Here is a 22,773-nt window from a genome sequence, read left to right on the forward strand (position 1 = left end):
TGCCGCTGGGCACATTTTAAAATAAATTGGCTTTTAAACAGAAACATGAAGAGAAAGCCAATTCATTTTAAAACGGAAAAACTATATATTTGGATTAACAAACAGTTCTAAATTGGGGAAGCATACAGAAACGTTTGAGGATTTCTTTCCTGCGCGTTCCAGTTACCATAGCAGCCACTCCTTTCTGCTTTATTTTGGGTTATTAGCTATAGTTTCAACAAGCTTTTTATACGTCAATTTCTAAAAGACTTTAATAATTCCAGAGAGCGTTCATCGGCTGAGCGGAATGCTTTGTAAGCAACTCGTTTCGAACGAGCGTCAAAAGCTGGCAACATCCCCCGCTAGCGTGCGTGTCTCCAAAAGTCTAAAAAATCTTTGAATAAATGATTTGTGAAAGACCATCATATTTTCTTCAGATAGGTAGCAGCATACCTGGCTCAGCAAATAAGTAACTTAGATAATTCCAAAAATTCTAAAGTCTTTTGGATTTTTAATTTAATATTTTTCGTAAATTAACTACTTAATTTCTAAACAGATACGTCATTATGAAAAAACTCATCACACCTATCTTTCTCCTTGCTTTGTCACTGACCTTAACTTTAACGTCTTGCAGCAACGAAGAAATCAGCTCCCCAATCGCACCTAATGCAATTATGGAAGACACGCCTTCCATAAATTCAAGACCCGCGTTGCCACAAAATACGGTTGGTAATATTGATTGGAAAATGTCCGGTACTTATGTACAGGATTTTTCATTCCGTCGCATCAAAGCAGTAACTCCAAGTGAATGTGGAGATACACCTTTTGATGCAGTGACTTCATTTTACAATGATGCTCTAATTAACAGCTTTTTTGATCTTTGGGATTTTAACTTTGACGCCGTAGATGTTGTTTTGGATGACTATTTCGTTATCAATCAAATTGCTGCTCAAGTAGAAAACAAAAACACGGATACTTTTGGAGCCAAGGGCGAGTATACAAATTTCGTACAAAAGACGGTGATAAATCTGGAAAGTTTTTGGGATATGGCTAATCTCATTAGTGTAAGAGGCCAGCATACCTCAACTTTAGAGGATTTAGATTTTATACGCTATGTCTATGAAACTTACTCAGATGCTACTCCAGCGGAAATCGATTATCTTCTGTCGATTGCGGAATATTATAACGATTACAGTGACCAAATTCCTGAAAATCCATTTTATGCCGTGGACGGTTTTGCCACCTCAACTGGAATTATTGTCATTGGTGATGGGTTGGTCTCTATGCTGTCTGAAACCGGATTAGATCCAAAAGTAGTTTGGTCCGGAATTCTCGCGCACGAGTGGAGCCACCAGATTCAATTTCAAAACTACGGACTTTGGACATATCCTACCCCACCATTTATTGGCACTCCAGAATCTACACGGATGACAGAATTAGAGGCCGATTTCTTTACAGGGTTTTATTTAACCCATAAAAGAGGCGGCACTTATAACTGGAAAAGAGTTGAAGACATGTTATCGGCATTTTATAATATTGGTGATTGCCTGTTTCAGAACCCAGGCCACCACGGCACTCCAGATCAACGATTGGAAGCCGCAAGACAGGGGTATTTACAAGCTACCGCAATTAAGAAAAAAGGACATCTGCCTAATGCGCAATCTATCCACGATGCTTTTATTGCAGCATTACCAACTATTGTTAACTAATAAATACACAGCATAGAAAATAGATTTCCTTACCTAAACCAGAAAAAGCCATCTCATCGAGTTGGCTTTTCTTTGTTTATTAAAATAATAGGTTAAATTTAATTCCCTCGTTGGCGCGCGTTTGCAACGCCTGCCATACCGAAAACCCTAATCAACATATATTCAAACCCATAAGCCCAGGATCATCAATTTCAAGTACGGTATGATCGTCCTGATAATTCCTTGCGCTTGAGTATTTATAGTGGATAGGATCTGTTACCAAACCGACGACGACCGGGATTATTGTGAATGTACTTGATCTTTTGATGGCATTGAAAACCCTCATGCTGACAGAATTTCCGGGAGCTCGTTGCAAACGATCAATCGCTAAGTTATTGATTTGAAAATTATGTGGTTATACGTACTGGATGTTTTGGGTAAAATTGGTATACTGGGGGTTAGGAAATTGTATTAGTAAATTGTAAACCTATAAAGTTTAGAACATTTTTCAAAAAGCCAAAATACATCCCAACGGATACTTAATTAAAGGCGTTGTTTGTGGATATCGTAGTGAAGAGATCTATGATGAACGTGAATTGTATAAACAATGCCGGCATATGAAAGAGCTCATTGATAAATTGTCAAGAAGTCGTAAAATGGAGAAAATGTTACGCAATTAAAACGGCTATCGTCAAAACCGATTACCGTTCCACAATCCCATAAAATAGGTATTATTGATTAGGTCAGAGTTTATAAGTCAGCGATATGTTTTGCAACCTCATTTGCCAAATCCAAAAGCGCCTCTCTGACTTCCTTATTCACCTGACTACCATCCATGATCACTATCGCCACCGAAGCAATGGCGTAGAGCTGCACTCATAAGTTACTTTACAGTGACTGGGGAATAAAATTCGACTGGATTTTTAATGGGTTTAATGGTCTTTAAATAAGCAAAAATGGCTTTGAGGTCCTCTTCCTCCATACCGGCAAACATGACCCAAGGCATGATGGTATTGAATTCGTCAGCTTTAAGTGGTATCGGACTTTTGGCCTCGTCAGCTCGTGCTTGGAACACGCTTAGAAACTCGGCCTCAGTCCAGCTGCCGATGCCCGTTTCTTGGTCTGGGGTGATGTTCTTGGAGCGCACAATGGCACCATTGGGGAACGGGAATTCCCGTCCGCCTGCAAATTCACGTCCAACAACCAAAACGCCCTTATTGGTTAGGGTATGGCACTCGATACAACTTGAGGCCATCACCAAGTATTTCCCATAATTGATCACATCATCCTTGGCGGGTCGTTTGCTAAAGGTTGCTTTATGGGGAATGGTATTGATGATCAAGCTCATGGGGAAATCTGGAACCGACTCGGGAACGGTGTTTTCAATGGGCGGCAAAGTTCGGATGTAGGCAATAATGGCATAAATATCTTCTTTATCCATTTGGCCATAATAGGGATAGGGCATGACCGGAAAAAGGGCTCGACCTTCTTTGGTCACGCCCGTGGTGATGACCCTAAAAAGTTCTTGGTCAGTATAGCGCGCAATTCCAGTAGGCGTAATATTCTTGGCGTAGTAAGTGCCCGGAAAACCTACTCTTTGGTCAAAAAGTTCGCCTCCCATACCTATGGATCCAAGATCTGGTGGTCCTGAGAACTTGGACCAGTCGCGTTTAGAATGGCAATCCATACAAATGGCGACATGATTGGCTAAATAGTTACCTCGGGCAACCATCTCCGGCGTGCTGATCACTTGGACCTCTTCCATATCCCCTACATCGGGCAGAACAAATTTCAGATAAATAAATAGGGATAGGACGGCAATTGCCAGAAGGGAGAGGACCCACATCAAGATCTTTTTAAACCTTTTCATGGTTATGAGCTTTGAAGAAAAGCTAAATCACCTGGAGTTTTGGTTGCTACTAAGGTACATAAATAAGCCATAGGTTGGTAGATTTGAGTTATTTATTTCAAAGAAAATCAATTCTTACACCTCTCTAAATCAGTAAATTATAGCTCTTTTCCTACGAATTGCGATGTGCGCCTAATTTCGAAAATGGAACTTGAGAGGTCCACAAGATGATGCAAAAGAATTTGAAAATTCTGGCTTGATCCCAACCGCGGAACAGGCGCCCGAAACAAGCCTATTTCGGAAAAGCAAACAATGCTTTTAGGCAGGAGATTCAATAAAAAAAGCCGTGCAATGTGCTCGGCTTCATTTCTATTATAAAAATTTAAGGTGTTGAGGAATTAAAATCGGTAATTCATTTTAGCATAGTAATAGGCGCCGCCAAATCCCATTTGTACAGCATCCCAATAGCCACCGCCTTCAGTCCAGTCGTCTTGTTGGTCTGGATAGATATTGAACAGGTTATTGCTACCAAGATTCAATTTTAAATTACGCGACAGATTAAAACCTAAATTAAGGTCGGTCACCATTTTTGCGCCATACGCGTCTGTTGCTGCAAGTATTTTAGCGTCAAATCCGCCGTAATCTGCGGAATCTTCTTCGGCTTGCCAATCCAACAAGTTGACTTCACTAAATCGTGTCAAGGTCAGGGCAGCATCAAACCAACGTTTATTGTAGGTCAATGATAAACTCAATTTACTGTCGGGCGCAGAAGCCAATAAAAAGGCTTTATCACGCTCTCCAAAGAAGGTTTGTTCGTCTAGATTGCCATTAAGAATTTTATCGATTTTCATGTCATTGAAGTTTCCAAGAAATGTGGCTCCAAAACTACTTTCCGTTCCAACATCAGTCTTCCAAGACAAGATGACATCCAATCCTGTAGTTTTGGTATCGGCACCATTAGTAAAAAACTGTGCAGAATCTACACCTGGAATTTCTGTGGAAGCAAAAGTACCCGTCAAAACGATTCGGTCTTTTACATTGATATAGTAACCGTCTACAGTGGCACTGAACTCGCCAAACGATGCCGTAAAACCTAATGCCGCATTAAACGCTTTTTCTTCTGTAAGCGGTCCAATTCCGAAGGATGCGGTCACGGGACTATTATTTGGCGATAGTAACTGATCACTGGCAACCCCGCCAATAAAGTTCGTAAATCGCAGGTTATAATAGATCTGCGCCAAAGATGGCGCTCTAAAGCCCGAACTGACAGAACCTCGAATATTAATATGGTCTGAAACTTTCAAACGCGCCGCTAATTTCCCATTAAAGGTTCCTCCAAAATCGCTGAAGTTTTCAAAACGTGCCGCTGCACTCAATAGAAACTTTTCCGTGAGATCAAATTCGGCATCGGCATATAAACCAATATTACTTCTACTTCTATTCACCTCATTGGCTGGCGCGTAGCCAGGAAAGCCCTGTGAACCTCCTGGACGTGGATTGCCATCATCATCTTCCGCTTGCGTTTGGTTAGCCGGATCTGTGATCAGGATACCGTCTTCGGTAAATGTACCGTAAGTCCCTGCCTCACCTGCAAAAATTATAAAGTTCTCCGTTCTGTATTCCGCACCAAAGGCGAGGTTCATCCCACTTAAAACGTTATCATAATACTTGGAAAAATCAAAATTAATGATGTTTTGGCTTAAACTATGGCCACCACCATCAAAGTCGGTAGGTGATGCCTCTTCTAAAGAGGCATTGAGCGTGCCTTTAATATAATAATGGAAATTGTTCATGCCATAACTGTTACTAATGTCAATCTTCCATCCGGCGTTAGTCTCGGTGCGAACCCCAGCAACTACGGAGTTATCGGTGATGATAGAGGTGATGCGTGGCGTAAAACCATTTGGGTAAATTGATTCTACAACGCGCTCGCCATCGTTTCTGGTAAAAGCATAGGCGTCGGTATCTCTATAATTCCGTCCACCAAACGCATAGATTTCTGTTTTATCAGAAACAGGAATGGCAAAATTCCCAAAGAAATTAAAGCCGTCAATGGCCGATTCTCCAAAACCCTTTCTAAAATCAAAAGTAGGCCGTAAGGTGTGATTTTTACTTAGATATTCTGTCGTGAAATTGGCAAAACCACCCTTCTCACCTACTTTGACACCATAATTCGCGGTGACTTTTACGGAGCCTCCATCAAAACTTTTATCTTTCCCAATGGCATTGCCATCTTTTTTGGTATCCAGACGGAACCCTTTGGTATTCCAAACCCCATAATCATCTTCTCTAAACGCACTTGTATTGACATCAGCATTCGTGTTATAAAATCCGTAATTGACACTTCCTGTAACTTCATTCACATTATCCTTCAATACGATATTGATCACACCTGCTATGGCATCTGAACCATATTGTGCCGAAGCGCCATCGCGTAAAATCTCAATACGTTTTATAGCGGAGGCAGGAATGGCATTTAAATCCGTTCCCGTATTACCACGGCCTCGGGTTCCAAACAAGTTCACTAGAGAGGATTGATGCCGACGTTTCCCGTTGATCAATACCAGCGTTTGGTCTGGTCCCATCCCGCGCAACGACGCAGGATCAATATGGTCCGATCCATCACTACCAGATTGCTTATTGGCATTAAAAGAAGGCGCAGCATATTGTAAGAGTTCGTTGATTTCTACCTTTCCAACTTGTGTAGTGACTTCAGACACGTCAATAACGTCAATGGCAACTGCGGTATCCATCGCAGTTCGTTTAGGACTTCTGGAGCCTACTAAAACTATTTCTTCTAGACCTACGCTTTCTCCAAGTGTAATATCAATAGTGGTTCGATCATTTACAGGAACCTCTTGGCTATTGGAGCCAACATAGCTAAAAACCAAGACAGCAGTGCCAGGCACTGAAATTCTATACCGACCATCCATATCGGTCACAACGCCATTTGTGGTGTTTTTTTCAATGACGTTCACGCCAACCATAGGCTCACCACTAGAATCCGTTACGGTTCCTGTGACTGCCTGTGCTAAACAAAAATTCATGCTAAAAAGACTTAGCATCAAGATAAAGAAGTGTTTCATATGATGAGGGTTTTGAGTTAGTTAAGCTAAATATAGATGAAATTGACGCAACTTTGCTTAGTATCGAATAAAACATTCAACCATTTAATTAACATAATAAATAATAAATTCTTATGAATCGATCAAAACCTCAGTATTTTTAACAACTCTTACTTAAAAAGAACACTATAAATGCATTTGATAAAACGCCTATAAAATCGCACTTGCAGCATTTTGATCTTTCCTAGAATGGTCTTTCTTTTCTCCTAATCTATCAAAGTCCGATTAGAAAGAATAAGGCTAAATTTAGAGATCAAACGACTTCATCGAAATCAAATTGGAACTGGTCTTGAGATGTGAAAAATCCCCTAAAAACCCTTCACCCATAAAACCAAGAGTATGAATTTAAAGTGCGGTATGATCCTCGTCGACCTCTCTCACTTCTTTGTTATTTTCGTATTTTTACACGCTTGGATGACCGATGGGTATTTAATTTGAAGTCACAAAGAGCTTTGGCATGTATTGGTCAGCCCTAAAATTATGTGCGCTCTTTTCCCTATCGGTATTTATGCAGTAAAAATATCAACAATACCTTTGCACAACATTAAAATCCTGAACGCCTACAATACGAGCGCAATAAAGAGAGTTATTCACCTTAGAATACTGGATGAAACAGTCACAAAACAGACCTTAAATTATATGAACCCTATAGCAGCACTCCTCCTCTTTTGGTTTGGCCTATTTACCGCCAGCGCACAAATTGCCGAAGATATCACGGCTTTAGAAACACCTGCTTTAGACGAAACTTCCGGTCTCCTTTTTTATAATGATACGCTCATTACCCATACCGACAGTGGCGGCAAAGCCCAATTATATGACATCAACCCCACCACCGGCGCCATCACAAGAACGGTTGAAATAGCCAATGCGATCAATGTGGATTGGGAAGATATCGCCCAAGATGCCTCTTATATCTATATTGGCGACATTGGAAACAACTCTGGCGACAGGACAGATTTAAAGATCTATAAAATAGCTAAAGCAGACTACAACACGACGGATGATGCCGTTACTGCGGAGATTATCGCCTTTTCTTATGCCGATCAAATTGATTTTACGCGGCAACCAAACCAGACCAATTGGGATGCTGAAGGCCTGATTTCTTATGGTGATAAGTTGCTTGTGTTTACCAAAAACTGGGCAGATAACTGTACGAATGTTTATGCAATTCCAAAAACCAGTGGCACCCATAGCGCTGTTTTAGAAAGCAGTTACCCTATCAACGGCCTGATTACCGGTGCGGATACTTCTCCTGATGAACGGGTGATTTATCTTGTGGGCTATAGCACTTCCGAAGCGCCATTTCTGTACACGATCCATAACATCCCCGAGCATAGCCTAGATGTGTTCTCGGGAGAACTCTCAGAAAAAATTGCGGATATTGTTACCCTGGGACATCAAGTGGAAGGAATTGCACTTTCTGAAATTACGCCAACCGCGCATCGGTTATATCTTTCCAACGAAAAATTTAATACGTCTCTTGGTCCCATTAAAATAAAGGTTCCTGCTAAACTGATGGGTATTGACATCGATACACAAACCTTAACCGACCACTAGTGTTTTACTTATGAAGTTGTGATGGACGAGGTTAAGCCTCCTCCGACTCAAAGACAGCGATGGCGTTTAAAAAGTAGCGACTGTACCGCTCTGCCTTCACTTTACCAATCCCCAACACTTCTTTAAACTCTGATTTGGTCTTTGGCCTTCTGGCTTCCATATCTTTTAAGGTCGCATCACTAAATACCACATAGGCTGGGACTTTCGCTTCTTTGGCAATGGCTGAACGGAGTTCGCGCAGTTTCTGGAATAGTTTGGAATCGGCGGTGTGTTTAGGTCGATCGCCTTTGGTGGCCATGACTTGTTTTGGAGGAGTGGCCAATCTTACCGGTCGGTCATCAAATAATATAGCATTGGCCAACGGCGTCAATACCAATCGCCCATTTTCATGAAAGCGGATTTCCAAGATTCCTTGATTCAACATCTGAATAATGTACTGTTGCAAATCCAACCAGGACATCTCTTTAAGAAGGCCATACGTCTTGATGTTCTGATAGCCCTTGCCTAAAACATGATTGTTTTGAGCCCCCCGCAAGACGTCTATGACCATCCCGGTAGGTTCTTGTTCTTTAAGTCGATACACCGCCGAGCATACTTTTTTGGTCAGAAGCGTGCCGTCAAAGTAGCGTGGTGGCGATTTACAGATATCGCAATTGTTGCAGTTTTCGGTATGGTGTTCTCCAAAATAATTAAGAAGCGCAATACGGCGACAACTTAAAGCTTCAGCAAATTGCTGCATGCGCTCCAGTTTCGCTATTTGATAGTCGGCGTTGGAACTGTTTTCGGTAAACCTCCTTAGCTGAACCACATCGGCATACGAATAAAACAAAATATTATAGGCTGGAAGTCCATCGCGACCGCCTCGTCCTATCTCTTGGTAATACCCTTCGATATTTTTGGGCATATTATAATGGATGACCCACCGCACGTTGCTTTTGTCAATGCCCATCCCAAAGGCAATAGTGGCCACAATGATCGGGGTGACATCATTGATAAAGCTTTCCTGAATGCTGTTTCGTTTTTCGGCAGTAAGCCCAGCATGATAGGCTTTGGCCTTGAAGCCACTTTTATTTAATTTTGTGGTGACCTCTTGCGTACTTTTTCTGCTCAAACAGTAAATAATGCCACTTTCATCGGGTCGCGTCTTTAGAAATCTAATGATCTGAGTAATGCGGTCGTTGCCGGGGCGCACTTCTAAATAAAGATTTTTCCGATCAAAAGAGGACAAGTGCACCTCAGCATCATAAATCTTCAATTGGGTCAGGATATCCTGTTGCGTAGCGCCATCAGCGGTGGCCGTAAATGCTGCAATCGGTTTGTTTGGGAACTGCTTTTTGAGGTGGCCAAGTTGCGTATACGCAGGTCTAAAATCATGGCCCCAAGACGAAATACAATGGGCTTCGTCAACGGCGATTAAACTAATCTCTATCTCAGAAAAATATGGGGACAGGTTTTGCAAGCTTTCGGGCGCCACATAAATCAGTTTCAACGCGCCTTGTTGCAATTTGCTAAGGACGTCATGCTGTACGGAAACCTCTTGACTGCTGTTGTAATAAGCAGCAGGAATGCCATTGGTCAACAACGCATCCACTTGATCTTTCATCAACGCAATCAAAGGCGAAATAACAATGGCCGTCCCTGGAAGTGCTAGCGCTGGCAACTGAAAACACACCGACTTCCCTCCTCCCGTAGGCATGATGGTCAATACATCCTTGCCATTGATGATATCGTTGACAATCCGCTCTTGGTTGGGCCGAAAACTACGGTATCCAAAATGGGTTTTTAAAAGTTCTAAAGTGGTATCTGTACTGATCATTTTTTTTCTTTAAAGAGACACTGGCAAAGGTGTCTTTCCTGTTTTTGGGCTCTGAATTAGCGCTTAGAATTCAGGAACACCTAGGTTCTTGAGGTCTATTTCAATAATTAAAAGTGGGAAAATCAAGTTTTATTCAATAAACTTATGTGGGATAAATTCACTTTTATAAGCGGGGTCAAAGGTACTGATTTCAAGATTGAATTCTAAGTTTGTTGTGAACAGTAATTCGTTTTGTATTCAACCTGCTTTGTGATGGCATTTATATTTTCCGCTCATATAACTCAGAAACAATTTGTTGGCAGTGTAAGGACGCTTTGTGGGAACTGATTTCAAATGAGCGCTGGCGGCCGGACATGTAACATGAACAACAGCGAAGAAGCAGATAGAAATCAGGAAAGCGGTTGCCACAAGTGTTCTAAAAAGCTGTAAAATACCGAGATCAACCTATTGGATATTTTGGGGAAAGGTCTTAGATTGGCGGCTGCAAATTGGCATCAATAAACCTAGCTTATGAGAAAATTGGGTGGCGACACTTCCTGTCGTATTCATATAAAGTAGCTATAGATGGATTGATTACTTATAAATATTAGCTGTAAGATATGATGAAAAAAACCCTAATACTCTTAATAATAATTCTGACTTCAAATTTGGCCGAAGCACAATTTATTAAAGAAAAATCAATCCATGCTCAAATTGGCTATGGATTAAGTGCGCCGTACAATAGCGTTGATGAAGTTGTGGACACTGGTTTTTTTGCACAAGGAGAACTGGTCATGAAAGTGACTTCTTGGGTTGAATTGAAGCCGTATGCAGGTTTTATTTTGACCAACTCCAACGGAAAAGATTTAAATGACAATCCAACGGATGAAAAAGCCGAAACAAAAGCCTTTTTACTTGGCGGAAAAGTAAGATTGCGCGCGCCAATTCCTTGGGTGGCACCTTACGTTGAAGTTGGCATGGGAACTTCAATTGGGAAATTTGAAACCTTTACAACTTATGATACTTATGACAAAAGTGGCCTTATTTACCATATCCCTTTTTCATTTGGACTTGAATTGGGAAAAAACCATAATGTCGATTTAGGATTTGCTTATTTCTTTCAACCCTCAGTGCAACAATACGCTGGAGCATTTGCGGTAGGAATCACATTTCCTCTGAATAATTAAAGACTAAGGTGATATTCCCGCTAACGATGAAAATGGCGGATTCCAGGTGTTTGATTAGTGGTAAAAACAAGTTGTAAATAATTCCTCCCATTTCGGGAAAAAGATGAAGCTCTTAATGCTAATGTTTTAAGAAATGATTAAATAAAGGCTGTTGCTGCACGGAACTTCCTCTGTCATGTACCTGTTTGCAATTGACCACGTCATAACACGCCACAGCGCATACACGTATTACAAAATCAAATATTACCAAAAGATAGCGCAACCATTTCATAAAATACCATCTATAAGTAAACCTAAATTATGAAAAACGGAACTTACAAAATGCTTTTAATAGCAATCATGACCTTCACTTTCTATTCTTGTAACAATGTTGACGATAATAATGAGCTATTTAATGCTGTTGTCATTGGAAAAGGATTGGACTGCGGCGATTCATTTCTGATAAAATTTAATGAAAACAGTCCAGGATTACCAAGCTCAATTGACAATACATACTACGAGATAAATTTACCGAATGAATTTAAAGTGGCAGGGAAAGAAATAGTAGTAGATTTCAGAAAACCAAAAGAAAATGAATATTTCCCTTGTACCACGTTAGGAATTGGATATAATCTCATTTATATTATATCAGCAAAATCCAAATAACCTTTGACTTGAAATCTCTTTGTTCAATTTCAAAAAATGATAAAAAATTTTACTTAGATTTCGAATTTAACAATACGGAATTAAGAAAGAAAAGCCAGCGCAAAATACCATGTAAGAATAAACAGCCGAAGAATTGTTCTGGCGGGTTGCTTAATTCTCGTCTACTTAGAAAATCGGCAGCGCCCAAAAGCATTGCAGGAAGGATTTTCCACAGGCTCGGTCATTATTTCGTAACTAATCAAACACAAATAAGTTGGTCAGAAACCAAAAAACAAACCGAATATTAAGAACTGATTGATTTTTTAAGTATTATTAAAAATGGAACATAGCGAAGAATTTGAACAGGCAATCCAAAGTTTTTCGAACGAAATAAAAGAAATTGCAAGGCAAACGAGAAAATTGATATATAAAGTGCTTCCCGAAGTTGTCGAAGTCGTTTGGATTAGGCAAAAAAACATAGGATTTGGAACCGGTCCCAAGAAAAAAACTGAACATTTTTGTTGGGTAATGCCAGCAACAAACCACGTAAATTTAGGATTTAACTATGGTGCGGAACTTCCCGACCCCAAAAATTTACTTGAAGGAACGGGAAAACTATTTAGACATTATAAAGTCAAATCAGTTAAGGAATTATCCAATCCTGATTTGATTAAAATATTAAAATACTCAACAACTTATAAAATTCCACCTATAAATACAAAATAAAAAAAATAGGAAGGAAGAATCCGTAGATTTAACTAACGAAGAGTTACTTAAAGAAAAAAGTAAGATACAATAAAACAAAATAGCCAACGCATCACTTATTGGATTATAAGTTGGAATCTTTTTATCTAGTGCAGTCAAAAACGGATTTGGATTTTTTACGTTTTTTCGCACTAGCATTTAAACTTGGAGGAGGAATTGCAAATAATTTCACAAAAAAAATAGCTTTACAGATAACTATGGACTTTAATAATACTATTTCAAAATTTTATAAGGAATCTGATTTCAGGTTTAAATCCTTTGCTTTAGGAATTGGAATTATAAAAAGCGTATAAAACGCTGGTTAACAAAGTATGAGATATTGCCCACAAACTAAATAAAATCGGAAATGACAGGAATATTAGCACAAATTATTGCCATTACATCTTTCGGAAATGAATATCTGAAAAACGGAAAATTATCAGGTTTTTATCCGAAAAATACTGCTTTTCAACATTGCGAGTTTGTTGACTTTAGAGAAATGAAAAAAAAGAATATTTTCGGTTCTAAAAAGGAAATAACTGTTTCCAAAAATCCTCTCGAATGGTTTGAGTATTTAAAATCTAACAATTGTATCAAACTTCGACTTTTCTATAAAAGCGTTAAAGAAGATGACCATAAAATGGCTGGATTTGTTGGAGGTGGCGGAAACTGGTTTATAGAAACGATTTATCCAACTCATTCCGATTTTTGGTTAAGTAAATGGATTCACGATAAGAATTCGACCGAAAAACTTTGGCAAGTCACTTATGGAAAAGCAATGGAAAATCGACCAACCATAAACCAACAAATGGACATTACTCAAACAAGAGAAAATTTAAAAACTTGTCTCGAAAATATATCTGAATTTGCTTATGAAGAAACAACAGCAAACTGGGGGAGACTATTTAAAAATGCCAAAGAAACGCTTGAAAATGAAAATCCAGAAGCTGACTTCTACCATTATGACTTGATCCTTTGGAATAATTATGATTTAGAAAACAGACAATTATTAATGTCAGCGAGCAAAGCATTTGTGTTTGGCGGAATGGGTTCTTGGAATGATATGTCATTTGAGAAAAAAGAAATAGAAGAAAAATATAATAAACTATCAAGCGAATTGTATGGTTCTATGATGATGTCCATAACTTGTGCGATTAACAAAGATAAAATGGAATAAAGATGTGTATAAGCCATGGCTTGTCCTCGCCTAATAGGAAGTAACTGTTTGGAATTGTCCGTGACGTCCCACGCCACTGCTCATAAAGGAAACGTTATCAATAAAATCGTTCCATTCACTAACTTAATAAAACGAATCTAAAATTATAGATTTGCAAAATGAAAACAAAAAATAGCTACTTATGAATACTACAATACACCGAATTACAAAAATGGAAAACATATTAGACGAACTCACTTTAGTAGTTGAGAAATCTGACAAAGCCATGGATGAACTTGCAGATTCTTTGAAAGATTTAAAAACATTAAAGAAATATTATGAATCGCAATATATGAAAGATGTTATGGCAGATAAAAGGAATGAAGTCCCACAAGACCTTAAACGAGGCGTTTTGAGTGAGGATGCTGTTCATACGTTGCTTACCGATTTGGTTGAATTATCTGATAAAATGGAAAAACTGAGCAAAAAAATAAGATGATTTTATATTGTAGCAAGAGTCAGAAAAATCAATAAATGAATAAATCCCTATTGACAGCAATTGTGCCCAATAACCAGTAAAAAAACAATGAAAAAAACAGCTTACCTACTTATCCTGTTACTAACTCTAGGATGTTCAAAAAGTGATGATACTCAAGAGGAAGTTTCGGTTTGCCTCGAAAAAAACTTCCTAGAAACCTTTGTGGTGGAACCAAACGATTGTTTCACTTTCAAGGATCGTCCGGGGTTGACCTTTACATTTCTCGGATTCGAGCCCTATACTAAAACACATCCCAGTAATGGTCCACATGCCATCATAAGCACGCGATTGGAGGAGGGCAATGAAACTTATGAATATTTTGGCAGTATGGTCTATGCAGGTCATGACCGGGAAAATCCTATATTTTCTGGACCAGTAAATACGGGAGTCAAGAAGATAAGTTATACCATTTTCTTCGATACTATTGAATTTACAGAAACCGCGACCCAATTTATATTTCATAGAGCGACCGTCCGTTTTGGATATTACGATTCTGAATTTGATAGAAATAGTGGTGTAACAAAATCAAAATTCTGACTACCAATAATAAGGCATCTCATAATTTAAGAATGTGAAAGAAAACAGAACGCAGTTTTTTTATTGGGGATCGGAATTATTGGTCTTCAACGGACTTTATACCAGCATTATACTTCTGAGGGATTCGGACTTTAAATAAACTTGTGAACCAATAAAAAAACATCTTCAAATCATCATTAGTAATGGAACAGAACAAAGAAAAAAAGAAAGGTAAAACGGTGGGAATCATCGTGGGGGCTATCACTTTTGCGATCACATTTTATGCGGTGCAGCAGTTTTTTAAATCGGATGTGGCATCAGAATTAAAAACGGTTGCCTCGGACTTCAACACTCAGGGTCCGATGCAATTAGACCAGTCGTTGAGATTGGACAGCATGGGGAGCATAGGCAAGACCAACTTTATTTATTACTATACTCTTTTGGAAATCGAAAAGTCTGAAGTTAATTTAGATACCGTCAACAAATATGTCCGCCCAAGCCTCATTGAGAATATAAAAACCAGTCCGGAATTAAAGATTTATCGGGATAATAAGATTACCATGGACTATAAATATTACGATAAAAATGGCGCGTTTGCCATGGAAATTGCGATCACCCCCGAACTTTACAAATCGGAATAAGCAGGCTTTTACCTATTGAGGATGATGCGAGCGACCCTACCTCACTGCTTCAGCTTAAAACATTACTTGTAAGACCGTTTTCTGAAGGTTCCAAACAACCCATCCCACAAAACAACAGTTGGGAGCAATCAAATTGACCGACTAGAATAAAACAGTTTGTTTTGGGTAAAACTTTAAAAGATGACCAATTCAGCCAAAAGAATTACAGCAATCGCGATATTTTACGTTAGTGCCATAGGATTAAGATATTACATCACTGTAATTAAACCTGACTTCTTTATACATTCAAATCTTTATATCCATGTCTTATTGCAAGGCATCGGTCCTCTCTTGGGTGGGCTTTTTGTTATAAAATTTCTGAAAAGACCAAGCGGATTAAAATTGTTCGGTATCGGATTTTCAAAAACACTTTTAGCGGTCAGTATTCCTATTGTCCTATTTTCGTTAGTTGGAATTCTGAATACAGGACAACTCTACTTGAATGCCCCAAAATATATAGCACTTATCGTAATCTATGCCTTATTCGAGGAATACGGATGGCGAAACTATTTGCAAACAGAATTAAGTGAATTAAATAAAATCCTCAAGTATGTAATAATTACAATATTATGGTTTGTTTGGCATTTGAATTTTCAATTGACGTTGAGCAACGGCCTATTTTTCCTAATGCTTTTCGCAGGCAGTTTCGGGATTGGCTATGTTGCCGACAGATCAAAATCCTTGATATTTGTAGCTTTATTTCACGCGTTCTTTAATATTTTACAGAGTGAACTGCTGCAGGGCATTGAATTGAATCTAAAATTGATAATTGTTGCCATAAGCAGCATCAGTGCAATTTTGATTATGAAATATGATCTTAAGGATAAAACGGCATTTGTTCCAACGTCCAACCCGTATTATGGGAACGATAGTTAAAGTTCAATAGCGCATTAAAGTCTTGTTTTAAGTGCTGCTGAGCACTTATAAAGAAAGCTGTATATTTACCTTATATCCCATTTACAGATCCATCGAAAACATACCCATGCTATTTGATAATTTAGAATACATCAGTATCACCAACCAAACCACCGAATTTCCAAAACATTTTCACGAAACGTTTTGTATTTCACTGATTCACAAAGGTATTGAACAGATTGATTTTGACAATCGGAGCCTTTTTAGTGAATCGGGTAGCATCTCCATTACCAATCCTTATGAAATACATTCCAATCCGTTACTGGATAAAAATTCGCAACTGGCATTTGACACGCTTTACGTATCGAATGACCTTATGAAACATGTGACAAAAGGAAAAAACATCCGGTTTGTCAATCGAAAAATAAACAGTCCTCAGGCCAACCAATTGTTCCTGGACTTAAAAAAAGCAATGGACCTCAGAAATCCTAAAGCGATTGTGTCGTACCTATCCCAGTTTGTGAAAACCTTAAAACAGCATTCGGAAGAAAGCGAGAACGAACCTTTGGAAATGGACTTCAGTAATTTTAAACAAATCAACACGTATATCGAAAATCATATTACTGATAGTTTTTGCCTGGAAGAATTGTCCCAGATGGCTCATATCAACAAATTTGGATTCATTAAAAACTTTAAATCGGCAACTGGACTGACCCCAATGAACTACATCCTGATGAAAAAGATTTTCTCGTGCAAGCAAATGATTGTCGCAGATTCGAACCTCACGGAATTGGCCTATCATTATAATTTCACTGATATGGCACATTTCTCCAATACGTTTAAACGGTATATTGGGATTTCACCCAAAGCCTATCAAACCAGACTGATCGACATCCCGTAATTGCCAATATTCTACAAGTGCCTCTTATAGCTTCCCCTTACCTTTGTTGAAATCTTAGATGTAAATGCACACCGTTACTTCCTTTTCGCTTCTTCCTTTCTCAAGGGCAACTTACAAATCCTTTGAAAAAAGGCACCACCAGAAGATCATACTAAAGGTGTTTTTGCTAGTGATTGCCATATTCTGTTTCACCACTGTCAATGCGCAAAAGAAAATAAGTTCGAAAAAACTCCATGAAGATTTCGATTATTTAATAGAAGAACTACAACTACAGCATCAAGGGCTTTACCAATATGTTGGCGTACAGCAAACGGATCGAGAGATTGACAGTATCCGACAAACCCTGCAAAACCCAATGACACGATTGGAGTTCTATAAAAAGTTACGGTACGTTATTGGGCTCACCAATGAAGGCCATACGTCCATTGCACTCCCAAATTGGACCATGTTTAAAATAGGAATCTCAAAGTCATTCCTGCCGTTGGCGGTGAAGTTATGCGACCAAGACCTCATCGTTACACAGAATTTTGGAAAGGACATTAACGGCATTACGAATGGGGTAAAGTTAATCGCGATTAATGACAAAACCATACCTGAGATCCTCGAACAATTGTACCCTCTGATTCCCACCGATGGTTTTAATGAAACCTCCAAACATGAATGGGTTGGCGGCCTTCACTTTTCTTTGCTCTACCGATTGGTGTATGGCAAGGAAAAAAAGCTCGAACTTCAAGTTCAGGAATTTGGGAGTAACGCTATTAAAAAGATAAGTATTCCTCCCATTAGATTCACCACGTTTAAAAACAAAAATGCGAAGTTCAAGTCTAAACATTTTGATTATCAGGAATTCAAATTCGAAGCCATCAATGATTCTATAGCCTATTTAAGTGTGCCCAGTTTCAGTAGGGACGATAGTAATCACAAGGACTTTTTCCAAACGAGTTTCAAGAAAATAGATTCCCTTAACATCAAGCATCTCATTTTAGATGTTCAAGCCAATGGCGGTGGCACTGAGGGTACTGAAACGCTACTTTTTAGTTATCTGTCAAAGGAAGTCATTCAAAAGTACAAACAAGTGACGATGTTACAGAAACCTTACCATAAAAACAAGCACAAGCACGGCTATATAGAGGATGACTGGGCTATTGGCGACACCATTGCCAAAAGAGGAGAATATACATTGTTCACGGATTACTACTCTGATCTTTATTATGAAAAGCCAGACCCTGAATTGATTTACAGTGGAAAAGTTTATGTCCTGATCAGCGGGGCTACCTTTTCCGGAGGCGCTGAATTTGCAAGTCTTATGAAGATGACGGACAGAGCCGTATTTATTGGGGAAGAAACAGGTGGGACCTACGAAGGGAACGTCAGCGGCTATTCTGAAACAATTACATTACCGTATTCAAAAGTTGAAGTAGACATCCCTACAGTCCACTTTCAAATGAACGTATCTCCCGAAATCAAAGGACGGGGTGTCATGCCTGATTTTAAAGTGCCTCAAAGTTGGGAAGCTTATTTATATATGAAAAACGCCAAAAAGGAGTTTGCCATAGAATTGATTACTGAATAAAGACAATGCTGGCGAGGGCGGTTCCGCCCGTGTCTCGCAACGGTGTATATGATCGAGCATAAACGATGTTTACACTAGAAGACATAGAATTGGCGCACGGCAAAATTAAATCAGGCGCTGAATTTCCAAAATACATCCAGGAGATTAAAGGACTTGGTGTAACTGCATTTGATACTTGCGTTACTGACAGTCATACAATTTATTTTGGAAAAAACGGATTCCAAGCAACACCCAAACCACAATATGATGCTATGACCATAGCCAACAAAAGCGACAAAGATAGGTTCCGTCACCTACCGCATAAACCATCGTCTAATTTCTTTAAAAATAAGGCAATGTTTTAACGTTTTAGAAGTCAAAAAAATTATGAAACCACTGGTAAGTTTGGAGAAAGTGACTATGTTTAGGCTGTATTTACTTTGTCGTCATGTATTGGGCAAGTCAGTGGCATTGATACAGACCGTTAACCTCTAATAATCGAGTAGAATGAATAAACTAACGAAATTCAGGATCTTAAGTTTTTCCGCTTTCATCATTATTTTCCTTATCATCTCAACCTTAATGAATCTTTTCTTTGAAGATTTAGGTGGCGCCTATAAAGCCATGATTTCCGGTGGTCTTACGGCACTTTTGGCACCAAGAACTGAGAAGTTGAAAACCCAATCGGGAATACAAAGGCAGTTGGTATGGGTTTTCCTTAAGAAGCCGATTTCTATTTAGAATTGGCATTCCACTCTTATTAATCGTTGCGAATTCTAAAAAATATAAAAGAGAGGATTGATAACTCAAGTTGCCACTGGCTTTCCGGAAGTTCACTAATTGACCAACCAAATGAGATATTTAACGCGGATAGTAAAGTGGAGTTTGGTGCTTCTGCTCTTGCCCTTGTCATATCTCATCATGTCATTGCTCCTCACATCTATTACTGTAAATAAGAGCCATCAAAATGACAGCAATATCGAAACGATTTATCTTAATACCAATGGCGTCCATTTAAATATTGTTCTTCCTATTGCCCAAATAGATCCTGCTTTGCTTAGAGACCTAAAATACTTTGACGAAGATTCTTATTTGTCTTTTGGTTGGGGTGAAGAAAACTTTTATATCCATACCCCAAATTGGAGCGATCTCACCTTCAGAAATGCGATTAGCGCCTTATTCGTTCAAAGTTCTACCTTAATGCACGTTTCCATGCATCGTGTGAAACAATCCGATTGGATTGAAATTAAACTCTCCAAAACACAGTTAAAACAACTCCACAACTACGTGCGCCATAGCTTTAAAACAGATAGCCACGGATTTAAAAAAATGCTCATTGATCAAGGGTATACACAATCGGACGATTTCTATAAAGCCCATGGAAACTACACCATCTTTAATACGTGTAACACTTGGGTGAATACCGGTTTTAAGGAAAGTGGCCTAAAGGCTTGTCTTTGGACACCGTTTGATTTTGGGCTCATTCGTAAGTATGAATGACGGCTTTAATGCCTGGATTATAAATGGGTTAGGGACACGATTGACCGCATCCCTAACCTAATTATACAATTCATATTCTCGAGGCAAATCTACGAGGCACGAGTTTGCCATTTGACAGTTTACGCCTCTACCGGTGATAAACTCGCCGCATGTTCCGCCACGATATGCCCATAGACCAGACCCTGACAGATGGTTCCCCCTGCACCCGGATAGACTCTACCAAAAATATTGGCGGCCGTATTTCCTATGGCATACAACCCTTCTATAGCTGATTTATCTTCACGTAAAACTCTGCCATGCTCATCTGCCACCAGACCACCACAAGTTCCCAAATCGGACAGGACCACCTTTACGGCATATAATTTTCCTTTAAGCGCCAATAAATTCGGATTGGGTTTCACTGTTGGATCGCCATAATAACGATCATAAGCACTTTCTCCTCTTTGGAAATCGTCGTCTTTACCAGTTTCTGCTAGGGCATTGAACCTATCAAAAGTTGATTTAAATTCCTTTGCAGGTAAGCCTGTTAACTTTGCAATTTCTTCAGGAGAATCAGCTGAAAAAGCAATTCCGGCATCATACCATTCTTTTGGCAGCTTAGCCCTTGGGAAAACAGATCCCCCAAGAATATATCTATTGCGATAGGTTTGGTCAAACACCAACCACATATCTCCAATGGGCGTTCCTTCTTTTTCATCGGCCAAGAGCTTTTGACCAAAACTCATATAATCCGTCGCTTCATTAATAAACCGTTTGCCTTTGGCATTGACCATAAAACTCCCTGGCAGCGAACGCTCCGCCAAAAGAACCATAGGGTTTTCTCCTTTCTTTAACGGAGAAATGGCAGGGAACCACCAAGATTCCTTCATAAGATCGATAGCGGCTCCAATCTTTTGGGAAAGCTGGATGGCATCTCCGGTATTTCCTTCTGCTCCAAAACTATAGTGATCGCCCAAAGATTCTGATTGGTATTTTTGTCGCATCGGCATATTGTGGTCAAAGCCACCAGCAGCCAATACAACACCACGCGTTACTTTTATTTCTTTCTTTGTGCCGTCGTGATCTACTACCGCGCCAACAACGCGATCGCCGTCCACCAGCAATTCTACCAATTTTGTATTGGTTGCTACGGGAATATTGTTGTTAATAGCTCCAGCAAACAACCCAGCCGCTATCGCCTGACCTCCAGCCACCAAGTCTTTTCCAACGATCTTACCGCCTATACCCTGAAAAAGTCTTTTGAAGATAATGGGAAAAGCCTTTCCTGGCTTACGCATCATCAAGTTCAACCACTTATAATCATAGCCGGTTACAGGCATAGGCAAAGAGGCTGCCATCAGGCCTGGTCTAAATCGTGAAATCTCATTCCCCAGTCTTTTGAGATCGAAGGGTTGACACTCACAAGTTCTTCCCATGGCGTCTCCTCCAGGCTCTTCCGGATGGTAATCGGAATAGCCCTTCGCCCAAAAAAAGGTCATTGGGGTTGTGCGTCTAAGCATTTCAATGGTGGCATTTCCATGCTTGAGAAAAGATTGCCATCGCTCTGGTGGCGAATCATTGCCTACAACAGCCTTGAGATATTGCTCTCCCTTTTCAAGCGTATCTTTCGAGCCATTCTCAGTCAGCACAGGGTTGGCCGGAATCCAAAAAGCACCTCCTGATAGTGCCGTGGAACCACCAACGTATTCCGTCTTTTCTATAATTAAACTTTTTAAATTCTTTTCATGTCCGGCTAAGGCTGCAGAAATACCCGTTCCCGAGCCCACAATAAGCAGGTCCACAGTTGTGTTTGCCGCCAGCACTTCTGCTGAAATATTAGATGTCTTCATATATGTTTTTTACTTATTAAACCAATAACAGAGGTCAGTTAGAATATATATTTTCTGTTCTGAGCCTCCGAAAAATCAAGTTACGGAATTAATGTCAGTCACACCATGACATAAGTCATTGAACAACTCCTAATATTTTAGGGGAAATTATAATCACTAAGCGATTAGCGCTCACTTTTAAAATGATGTCGTCTGTGTTTCAGGATTCTCAATCGGACAAGGAGCAAACTGTAAGCGTTTTACAAATAGATCATTGTCCTTATTCTGAAATTTGTAAAAAGGTGGTAATTTAGGATTTAGATAGAAGAATCACTTGATGTAAATTGATCTGTGTTTTCTACTCATGATGAAAAAAATAGTACAAATGAAAAAAACCTTACCCTTAATCCTAATTAGTGCCATTGCAATTCTAATTATTTCGAACTTTATAGTATCGGAAAAATATGACCCCGGATTTTGGGTATCAAGTTTATCAAGTCTATTAATTATCATAGCGATGGGATTAACCATTAGAGCCCACAAAAAACAAGACCGAATCTAAATATTTATAAAACATTACAATCGTATGGGCTAGTGCAGACGGCAGCACATGTTCCAGATATCGTACACATACAACTACTGTTCAACAACATAGCACGCAACCAAACCTAAACAAGGCTGAAATAAATTAACAAAAAATTTAAAACTCACTAAAAAAA

General features: G+C 39.3%; 21 protein-coding genes. 16 read left to right on the forward strand and 5 right to left on the reverse strand.

The genetic code is table 11. The features are described from left to right. The first annotated feature begins 545 nt into the window (after nucleotides 1–545). Nucleotides 546–1,688, forward strand: coding sequence for a hypothetical protein (locus ESZ48_RS14360; RefSeq protein ID WP_129018198.1), 1,143 nt, complete (start codon nucleotides 546–548; stop codon nucleotides 1,686–1,688). Between the two features lie 482 nt (nucleotides 1,689–2,170). Then, nucleotides 2,171–2,347, forward strand: coding sequence for a DUF2200 family protein (locus ESZ48_RS14370; protein ID WP_129018286.1), 177 nt, complete (start codon nucleotides 2,171–2,173; stop codon nucleotides 2,345–2,347). A gap of 70 nt (nucleotides 2,348–2,417) precedes the next feature. On the opposite strand, the gene ESZ48_RS19675 is transcribed toward ESZ48_RS14370, so the two are convergent. The 3 genes from ESZ48_RS19675 to ESZ48_RS14380 all read right to left on the reverse strand — a co-directional run bounded on the left by ESZ48_RS19675 (nucleotide 2,418) and on the right by ESZ48_RS14380 (nucleotide 6,602). Beyond that, a complete protein-coding gene (locus tag ESZ48_RS19675) occupies nucleotides 2,418–2,543 on the reverse strand; it encodes a hypothetical protein (protein ID WP_262707991.1) in 126 nt (41 codons plus the stop codon). A gap of 7 nt (nucleotides 2,544–2,550) precedes the next feature. Beyond that, a complete protein-coding gene (locus ESZ48_RS14375; protein WP_129018199.1) occupies nucleotides 2,551–3,537 on the reverse strand; it encodes a c-type cytochrome in 987 nt (328 codons plus the stop codon). A 377-nt stretch (nucleotides 3,538–3,914) separates the two neighbouring features. Then, nucleotides 3,915–6,602 (reverse strand): TonB-dependent receptor, encoded by a 2,688-nt coding sequence (locus ESZ48_RS14380; protein WP_129018200.1) that lies wholly within the window; start codon nucleotides 6,600–6,602, stop codon nucleotides 3,915–3,917. 678 nt (nucleotides 6,603–7,280) lie between these two features. On the opposite strand from ESZ48_RS14380, the gene ESZ48_RS14385 reads away from it, so the two are divergent. Then, nucleotides 7,281–8,198 (forward strand): T9SS C-terminal target domain-containing protein, encoded by a 918-nt coding sequence (locus tag ESZ48_RS14385; RefSeq protein WP_129018201.1) that lies wholly within the window; start codon nucleotides 7,281–7,283, stop codon nucleotides 8,196–8,198. A gap of 31 nt (nucleotides 8,199–8,229) precedes the next feature. Here the strand turns inward: ESZ48_RS14385 and recQ are convergent, their stop codons facing one another. Then, entirely contained in the window at nucleotides 8,230–10,014 is a 1,785-nt protein-coding gene (recQ, locus tag ESZ48_RS14390; protein ID WP_129018202.1) for a DNA helicase RecQ, read from the reverse strand. A 599-nt stretch (nucleotides 10,015–10,613) separates the two neighbouring features. Here recQ and ESZ48_RS14395 point away from each other — a divergent pair. The 13 genes from ESZ48_RS14395 to ESZ48_RS14455 all read left to right on the forward strand — a co-directional run bounded on the left by ESZ48_RS14395 (nucleotide 10,614) and on the right by ESZ48_RS14455 (nucleotide 20,246). After that, nucleotides 10,614–11,180, forward strand: coding sequence for an outer membrane beta-barrel protein (locus tag ESZ48_RS14395; RefSeq protein WP_223266463.1), 567 nt, complete (start codon nucleotides 10,614–10,616; stop codon nucleotides 11,178–11,180). 300 nt (nucleotides 11,181–11,480) lie between these two features. Next, nucleotides 11,481–11,825: a hypothetical protein gene (locus tag ESZ48_RS14400; RefSeq protein WP_129018203.1), complete on the forward strand. Its 345-nt coding sequence runs from the start codon at nucleotides 11,481–11,483 to the stop codon at nucleotides 11,823–11,825. 318 nt (nucleotides 11,826–12,143) lie between these two features. Then, nucleotides 12,144–12,530, forward strand: coding sequence for a DUF1801 domain-containing protein (locus ESZ48_RS14405; RefSeq protein ID WP_129018204.1), 387 nt, complete (start codon nucleotides 12,144–12,146; stop codon nucleotides 12,528–12,530). Nucleotides 12,531–13,047: 517 nt separating this feature from the next. Next, nucleotides 13,048–13,725, forward strand: coding sequence for a hypothetical protein (locus tag ESZ48_RS14410; protein ID WP_129018205.1), 678 nt, complete (start codon nucleotides 13,048–13,050; stop codon nucleotides 13,723–13,725). A 181-nt stretch (nucleotides 13,726–13,906) separates the two neighbouring features. Next, a complete protein-coding gene (locus ESZ48_RS14415; RefSeq protein WP_129018206.1) occupies nucleotides 13,907–14,203 on the forward strand; it encodes a DUF4298 domain-containing protein in 297 nt (98 codons plus the stop codon). Between the two features lie 87 nt (nucleotides 14,204–14,290). Then, nucleotides 14,291–14,779 (forward strand): hypothetical protein, encoded by a 489-nt coding sequence (locus ESZ48_RS14420; RefSeq protein WP_129018207.1) that lies wholly within the window; start codon nucleotides 14,291–14,293, stop codon nucleotides 14,777–14,779. Nucleotides 14,780–14,961: 182 nt separating this feature from the next. After that, a complete protein-coding gene (locus ESZ48_RS14425; RefSeq protein ID WP_129018208.1) occupies nucleotides 14,962–15,399 on the forward strand; it encodes a hypothetical protein in 438 nt (145 codons plus the stop codon). A gap of 180 nt (nucleotides 15,400–15,579) precedes the next feature. Beyond that, nucleotides 15,580–16,314, forward strand: coding sequence for a CPBP family intramembrane glutamic endopeptidase (locus tag ESZ48_RS14430; RefSeq protein WP_129018209.1), 735 nt, complete (start codon nucleotides 15,580–15,582; stop codon nucleotides 16,312–16,314). Between the two features lie 106 nt (nucleotides 16,315–16,420). Beyond that, nucleotides 16,421–17,194 (forward strand): AraC family transcriptional regulator, encoded by a 774-nt coding sequence (locus ESZ48_RS14435; protein ID WP_129018210.1) that lies wholly within the window; start codon nucleotides 16,421–16,423, stop codon nucleotides 17,192–17,194. A gap of 169 nt (nucleotides 17,195–17,363) precedes the next feature. Further along, entirely contained in the window at nucleotides 17,364–18,767 is a 1,404-nt protein-coding gene (locus ESZ48_RS14440) for a S41 family peptidase (protein ID WP_223266464.1), read from the forward strand. 65 nt (nucleotides 18,768–18,832) lie between these two features. Continuing rightward, nucleotides 18,833–19,111, forward strand: coding sequence for a DUF1398 family protein (locus tag ESZ48_RS14445; RefSeq protein WP_129018212.1), 279 nt, complete (start codon nucleotides 18,833–18,835; stop codon nucleotides 19,109–19,111). 142 nt (nucleotides 19,112–19,253) lie between these two features. Further along, entirely contained in the window at nucleotides 19,254–19,487 is a 234-nt protein-coding gene (locus tag ESZ48_RS14450; protein WP_129018213.1) for a hypothetical protein, read from the forward strand. A gap of 111 nt (nucleotides 19,488–19,598) precedes the next feature. Then, nucleotides 19,599–20,246 carry a TIGR02117 family protein gene (locus tag ESZ48_RS14455; RefSeq protein WP_129018214.1) on the forward strand — a complete coding sequence of 216 codons (648 nt, stop codon included), beginning with the start codon at nucleotides 19,599–19,601 and terminating at the stop codon, nucleotides 20,244–20,246. A 119-nt stretch (nucleotides 20,247–20,365) separates the two neighbouring features. Here the strand turns inward: ESZ48_RS14455 and ESZ48_RS14460 are convergent, their stop codons facing one another. Further along, nucleotides 20,366–22,075 carry a 3-ketosteroid-delta-1-dehydrogenase gene (locus ESZ48_RS14460; RefSeq protein WP_129018215.1) on the reverse strand — a complete coding sequence of 570 codons (1,710 nt, stop codon included), beginning with the start codon at nucleotides 22,073–22,075 and terminating at the stop codon, nucleotides 20,366–20,368. Nucleotides 22,076–22,773: the final 698 nt, after the last annotated feature.

It is taken from the genome of Gelidibacter gilvus (assembly GCF_004115975.1).
In the GTDB taxonomy this organism is placed as follows: Bacteria; Bacteroidota; Bacteroidia; order Flavobacteriales; family Flavobacteriaceae; genus Gelidibacter; species Gelidibacter gilvus.

Excerpts from the sequence above, each read along its gene's own strand:
- ESZ48_RS14375 (WP_129018199.1), bottom strand. The coding sequence starts at position 3,537 with ATGAAAAGGTTTAAAAAGATCTTGATGTGGGTCCTCTCCCTTCTGGCA.
- ESZ48_RS14380 (WP_129018200.1), bottom strand. The coding sequence starts at position 6,602 with ATGAAACACTTCTTTATCTTGATGCTAAGTCTTTTTAGCATGAATTTT.
- ESZ48_RS14445 (WP_129018212.1), top strand. The coding sequence starts at position 18,833 with ATGTTTACACTAGAAGACATAGAATTGGCGCACGGCAAAATTAAATCA.
- ESZ48_RS14450 (WP_129018213.1), top strand. The coding sequence starts at position 19,254 with ATGAATAAACTAACGAAATTCAGGATCTTAAGTTTTTCCGCTTTCATC.
- ESZ48_RS14435 (WP_129018210.1), top strand. The coding sequence starts at position 16,421 with ATGCTATTTGATAATTTAGAATACATCAGTATCACCAACCAAACCACC.
- ESZ48_RS14360 (WP_129018198.1), top strand. The coding sequence starts at position 546 with ATGAAAAAACTCATCACACCTATCTTTCTCCTTGCTTTGTCACTGACC.
- ESZ48_RS14460 (WP_129018215.1), bottom strand. The coding sequence starts at position 22,075 with ATGAAGACATCTAATATTTCAGCAGAAGTGCTGGCGGCAAACACAACT.
- recQ (WP_129018202.1), bottom strand. The coding sequence starts at position 10,014 with ATGATCAGTACAGATACCACTTTAGAACTTTTAAAAACCCATTTTGGA.
- ESZ48_RS14455 (WP_129018214.1), top strand. The coding sequence starts at position 19,599 with ATGAGATATTTAACGCGGATAGTAAAGTGGAGTTTGGTGCTTCTGCTC.
- ESZ48_RS14395 (WP_223266463.1), top strand. The coding sequence starts at position 10,614 with ATGATGAAAAAAACCCTAATACTCTTAATAATAATTCTGACTTCAAAT.
- ESZ48_RS14420 (WP_129018207.1), top strand. The coding sequence starts at position 14,291 with ATGAAAAAAACAGCTTACCTACTTATCCTGTTACTAACTCTAGGATGT.
- ESZ48_RS14385 (WP_129018201.1), top strand. The coding sequence starts at position 7,281 with ATGAACCCTATAGCAGCACTCCTCCTCTTTTGGTTTGGCCTATTTACC.
- ESZ48_RS14410 (WP_129018205.1), top strand. The coding sequence starts at position 13,048 with ATGAAAAAAAAGAATATTTTCGGTTCTAAAAAGGAAATAACTGTTTCC.
- ESZ48_RS14430 (WP_129018209.1), top strand. The coding sequence starts at position 15,580 with ATGACCAATTCAGCCAAAAGAATTACAGCAATCGCGATATTTTACGTT.
- ESZ48_RS14415 (WP_129018206.1), top strand. The coding sequence starts at position 13,907 with ATGAATACTACAATACACCGAATTACAAAAATGGAAAACATATTAGAC.
- ESZ48_RS14405 (WP_129018204.1), top strand. The coding sequence starts at position 12,144 with ATGGAACATAGCGAAGAATTTGAACAGGCAATCCAAAGTTTTTCGAAC.
- ESZ48_RS14400 (WP_129018203.1), top strand. The coding sequence starts at position 11,481 with ATGAAAAACGGAACTTACAAAATGCTTTTAATAGCAATCATGACCTTC.
- ESZ48_RS14425 (WP_129018208.1), top strand. The coding sequence starts at position 14,962 with ATGGAACAGAACAAAGAAAAAAAGAAAGGTAAAACGGTGGGAATCATC.